The organism is Candidatus Schekmanbacteria bacterium (assembly GCA_003695725.1).
Taxonomy (GTDB): Bacteria; Schekmanbacteria; GWA2-38-11; order GWA2-38-11; family J061; genus J061.
Genome location: RFHX01000176.1, coordinates 1 through 4657, shown reverse-complemented (window position 1 = coordinate 4657; position 4657 = coordinate 1). Strand labels below are relative to the sequence as shown.

5 protein-coding genes are annotated in these 4657 nt (G+C 39.2%); 1 reads left to right on the top strand and 4 read right to left on the bottom strand.

What is annotated here, in order from left to right:
• Window positions 1-63: 63 nt before the first annotated feature.
• The 4 genes from D6734_07085 to D6734_07070 form a co-directional block, all read right to left on the bottom strand.
• Window positions 64-1509 (bottom strand): RtcB family protein, encoded by a 1446-nt coding sequence (locus D6734_07085; GenBank protein ID RMF94737.1) that lies wholly within the window; start codon window positions 1507-1509, stop codon window positions 64-66.
• A 53-nt stretch (window positions 1510-1562) separates the two neighbouring features.
• Complete coding sequence (locus D6734_07080; GenBank protein ID RMF94736.1) at window positions 1563-2009, bottom strand: archease; 447 nt, start codon at window positions 2007-2009, stop codon at window positions 1563-1565.
• A 141-nt stretch (window positions 2010-2150) separates the two neighbouring features.
• Window positions 2151-3137 carry a galactose-1-phosphate uridylyltransferase gene (locus tag D6734_07075; GenBank protein RMF94735.1) on the bottom strand — a complete coding sequence of 329 codons (987 nt, stop codon included), beginning with the start codon at window positions 3135-3137 and terminating at the stop codon, window positions 2151-2153.
• A 43-nt stretch (window positions 3138-3180) separates the two neighbouring features.
• Window positions 3181-3897, bottom strand: a complete 717-nt coding sequence (locus tag D6734_07070; protein ID RMF94738.1) for an orotidine-5'-phosphate decarboxylase — start codon at window positions 3895-3897, stop codon at window positions 3181-3183.
• Between the two features lie 185 nt (window positions 3898-4082).
• Between D6734_07070 and D6734_07065 the strand changes: the two genes are divergently transcribed.
• Window positions 4083-4657 (top strand): ATP-grasp domain-containing protein (locus D6734_07065; GenBank protein ID RMF94734.1); only part of this gene is annotated, 575 nt, incomplete at its 3' end.

The following is a 4657-nucleotide window of genomic DNA, read 5'->3' as shown; positions in this document are numbered from 1 at the left end:
TTTCTGAATGTTTTTGTCTGATGAAAATTTCCGCTTCTTGGCATACTGTCACCTCCTGTTAAGTTAGCCCTTAACAACTGCAAGAGGGCGTAGTTTTGCCACCTTTAAACTTATTCCACTATTATGGACGACATCTACTACCTGCGAAACATCCTTATACGCAGAAGGCATCTCCTCCAGGAGTGTATGTCTTCCTGCGGCACAAACAATAATGCCCTGCTTTCTCAACTCATCATCAATTTGCCTTCCTCTCCCGTGTTTTTTTGCTTCATTCCTGCTCAATACTCGTCCTGCCCCATGACAGGTACTACCAAATGTTTCTTCCATCGCCTTTGAAGAACCGCGCAAAACATAAGAGCATCTTCCCATATCACCGGGAATCAAAACCGGTTGTCCAATTTTTCTGTATCTTTGCGGAATTTCATTATGATTTTCAGAGAATGCACGAGTCGCCCCCTTTCTATGGACACAAACCGTTTTTAATTTTCCATCAACCATATGCTTTTCAATCTTTGCAATATTGTGTGCAACATCATATATGAGATTCATTTTTAAAGTTGATGGAGAAAGCTTGAAAAATTTCATAAAAACATCTCTTATCAGATGTGTCATTATCTGCCTATTGGCAAAGGCATAGTTGGCTGCGCATGCCATTGATGAAAGATATCTTTGTCCCTCATCAGATTTTATTGGAGCAGAACAAAGCTGTCTATCAGGAATACTAATCCCATATTTTGCAGTTGCTTTCTGCATAATCTTCAAATAATCATCACAAATCTGATAGCCAAGTCCCCTTGAACCTGAATGAATCATCACTGTTATCTGATTCAATGAAAGGCCATAAATTTCTGCGGCTTCCTCGTCATAAATTTCTTCAACAAAACCTACTTCAATGAAATGGTTTCCCGAACCAACTGTCCCTAATTGATTGCTTCCCCGTTCAATGGCGCGTTTGCTTACAAATTCGGGCTCAGCCCCCTTGATCATCCCTCCATCTTCGATAAACTCTATATCGGAGTCATAGCCATAGCCATTTTCAATAGCCCAATATGCGCCCTTCTTTAAGACATCCTTCAAATCCTTATCCTTCAATGTGAAATCAACCCTTTTGGAACCAACGCCAGATGGGACTGAATTAAATATAACGGCACAAAGGTCCTCAAGCTTTTTTGATATGTCATCTTTGACAAGGTCTGTCCTCAAAAGTCTTACACCGCAATTGATGTCATACCCTACTCCTCCCGGAGAAACGACTCCTGAATCAATATCGAATGCCGCTACCCCTCCAATCGGGAATCCGTATCCCCAATGAATATCAGGCATTCCAAAAGACGCTTTCATTATCCCCGGCAGAGAAGCAACATTCGAAACCTGTGTCAATGCCTCATCCTTCGTTATATCATCGAGCATAGAAGCGCTCGTATAGACTATGCCATCAACTCTCATATTGCCGGTCTTTTTGAGCCGCCATTTTGTTTCTGATATCTGCTCAAGATTTTGAAACGACATCCTTTGCACCTCCTCCTCGATGAAGAAAACCTTTAATGGGGCAACTTATGAAATCAAACATCCAATATTACTCTTGCAACCCAAATCCCATTTTCTTTCCCTACTTTCAAATTATGATAAGTAGGTGCTTTAAAGACTGCCTTAATTGGATGTTTTTTTTCATCATATCTTTCTCCAAGTACCAAAGCTTCCATACCGCCATCGTTGAAATTTATTTTTTTTACCTTCGAAGTCAGAAATCCCTTTGTTTCAAAGTAAAATAGTATTTCTCCAAGCCAACTTATAAAAAGACTCTCCAAATCAAAGCTATCAGATATTTTTATTTCCCTTTCCTCTTTTGCTTCGATTCGTTCTATGTCAACCATCAAATCAATTAACGCATAAGCAGATCGTATAAAAAGTAAATCTTTATCTCTTGCATCTACCTCAAATCCTACATCAGCAGTATGGTTCAATACCCTGTAAAAATTGTCCTTCATATTTTTATTATTTTTTTTCACCCCCCTAATAAATATATTAGTGCACTCTGCCAATATATCAACTTTGATGCCTATGATTTTCCAAATGCCCGATAGTCGATGAAACTGAAATTATTAAAAAAATCCGACAAAAAGACTCCGCAGAGATGATTTACAAATTATTCAAATGCTTGAAGGATTTGCTCTCCTTAAAATGTAAGCCGCTTCTTCAGGAAGAAATTTGTTCATATAGAGTCCTGTCGCCCACTCGAATCCCGCCATATCGAGTGAAGTGGGCTTCAATTCCCAATGCCAATGATAAAATTCAGTATCTGAAAGTTTCATCGGTGAGGTATGAAGCACTATACTAAATGGCGGATTCTTGAGCTGATCGTTTATCTTTTTAAAGAGTATGGAAAAAGCATCTGCAAGATTGGAAATTGCCTCATTGCTCACCTGCAAATAATCTGCCAGATGAATCTTTGGAATTATCCATACCTCAAATTGAAATCTCGAAGCAAATGGCGTAAACACGACATAATCATTATTCTCGTAAACCATTCTCACCCCTACATTAATCTCTTCACTTATAATATCGCAATAGATACAACGGTCTTTCATTCTGTAATATTCCTCTGCATTTCTTACTTCTTCTTCCACTCTCTTCACAACAAAAGGCAATCCAAGCATATGAGAATGGGAATGCATAGAATGGTCTGCCCTTATGCCGTGACTTTTGACAACTACTGTGTGCATCAAGTTCCTTTCCTTCTTGAACTTTTGAAATCTATCGCGATAGGCTTGAAGTATTCTGCACATTCTTGTTTTGTCATAATCCCACCATGTTTCGCCATGTTTAGGAGTTTCAATCACAAGTTCATGATGACCAACTGAGTTCATAACATCATAAAAACCAAGTCCCTTTCTTCCCAAATTGTTTCCTTTTTTAAGCAAGGCAAATTTGTCGGGAATAATTCTCAAGTCCCAATCCGAATCTTTTTTTGAAGTCCATCTAAGCCGTTCAATCTCTCTTGGAGTCATTTCTTCATTGCCTTTACAGAAAGGACATACCTTCTCATCGGAAACTTCCGTCTTTCCTTCGTTATGTCTCCTCTCAGGTGCTATCAAAATCCACCTTCTGCTGATTGGCTCTTTTCTTAATTCGGACATTACAATCTCCTTTGAATGTCAAAGAAAGAGAAAAGCAAAAGCATCAGTTCGAGCCTGCTATTTCCCCAATAATCTTTTCTGCCGCCGAAATTGGATCAGGAGCGTTTCTAATTGGCCTGCCCACTACAATATAATCGGCGCCTGCCTTTATTGCATCAGATGCAGACATTACCCTCTTTTGGTCATCCTTTGTGCCCCTGTCCCTAATCCCCGGTGCAATGATTTTAAAATTATTACCCAATGAATTTCGCAAGAATGAAATCTCAAGTGGTGAGCAAACTATTGCATCAGCTCCGCTTTCCAATGAAAGTTTGGCAAGTCTCAATACTTGCTCTTTTGCCGTAAAACCGACTCCTATCTCAGCAAGGTCTTCTTCTGAAATACTTGTAAGCACTGTAACTGCCGCTATAAGAGGCACGGGAATTCCTTTTTCAGCACAAAATTCATCGACATCTTTCCTTGTTTTTTCTATCATTTTTCTTCCGCCTGAGGCATGGATGGTAATTATCGAAACTCCAAGTTTGGCTGTTTCAATTACAGCAGAAGATACGGTATTCGGAATATCATGGAATTTCAGGTCTAAAAAAACCTTGCAATCATTTTTTAAAATTTCCTTTACAATATTGGGCCCGCAGGCAGTAAAAAGCTGTTTGCCAACTTTAAATACCCGGACATAATCTTTGAGTTTTTTTACCCATTTCATCGCTTCCTCATAGCCGTCAACATCGAGAGCAAAAATCAATTTCTCACTTGCAGAAATGTTCTTCTTCAATTCTTTTTTCTCCTATAAATTTCTTATTTCATTTAAGATTATTATATGTAAGTCCAAATGGATTTAAAAAGATTTTTTTTGTATAAAGAATCTAATTTTTTTAAGTTGATAAATAGAGTGCCTTCATATAGACTTTATACATTGGAATCAAGAAGAGAATAGGAGGTCGTAAGTTGTTTTCAAAAATATTGATTGCAAACAGAGGCGAAATTGCCATAAGGCTTATCCGCGCCTGTCAGGAGATGGGAATCAAGACTGTAGCAGTCTTCTCTGAAGCTGACAGGGCTTCTCTTCATGTGGGATATGCAGATGAAGCCTACTGTATCGGTCCTGCGCCTTCGCGTGAAAGCTATCTAAACATCGATAAGATATTGGAAGTTGCTTTCAAAACAAAGGCAGATGCAATCCATCCGGGTTATGGTTTTCTATCTGAAAATGGAGCATTCGCTGAACGGTGTGCAAAAGAAAATATCAAATTCATTGGACCGCCTGCGGATGTAATAGAAAAAATGGGGAACAAGACATTTGCAAGGAAATTTATCACTGAAAATGGTATTCCTGTAATTCCGGGCACTACTGATGACACAAATGATGATGAAGCCCTCTCTATTGCTCAAAAGATAGGATTCCCTGTTATGGTTAAAGCTGCAGCAGGCGGCGGCGGAAAAGGGATGCGTATAGTAAGAAACAAAGATGAGCTTCCTTCGGCACTTAGGGCGGCACGGTCAGAAGCAATGTCAGCTTTCGG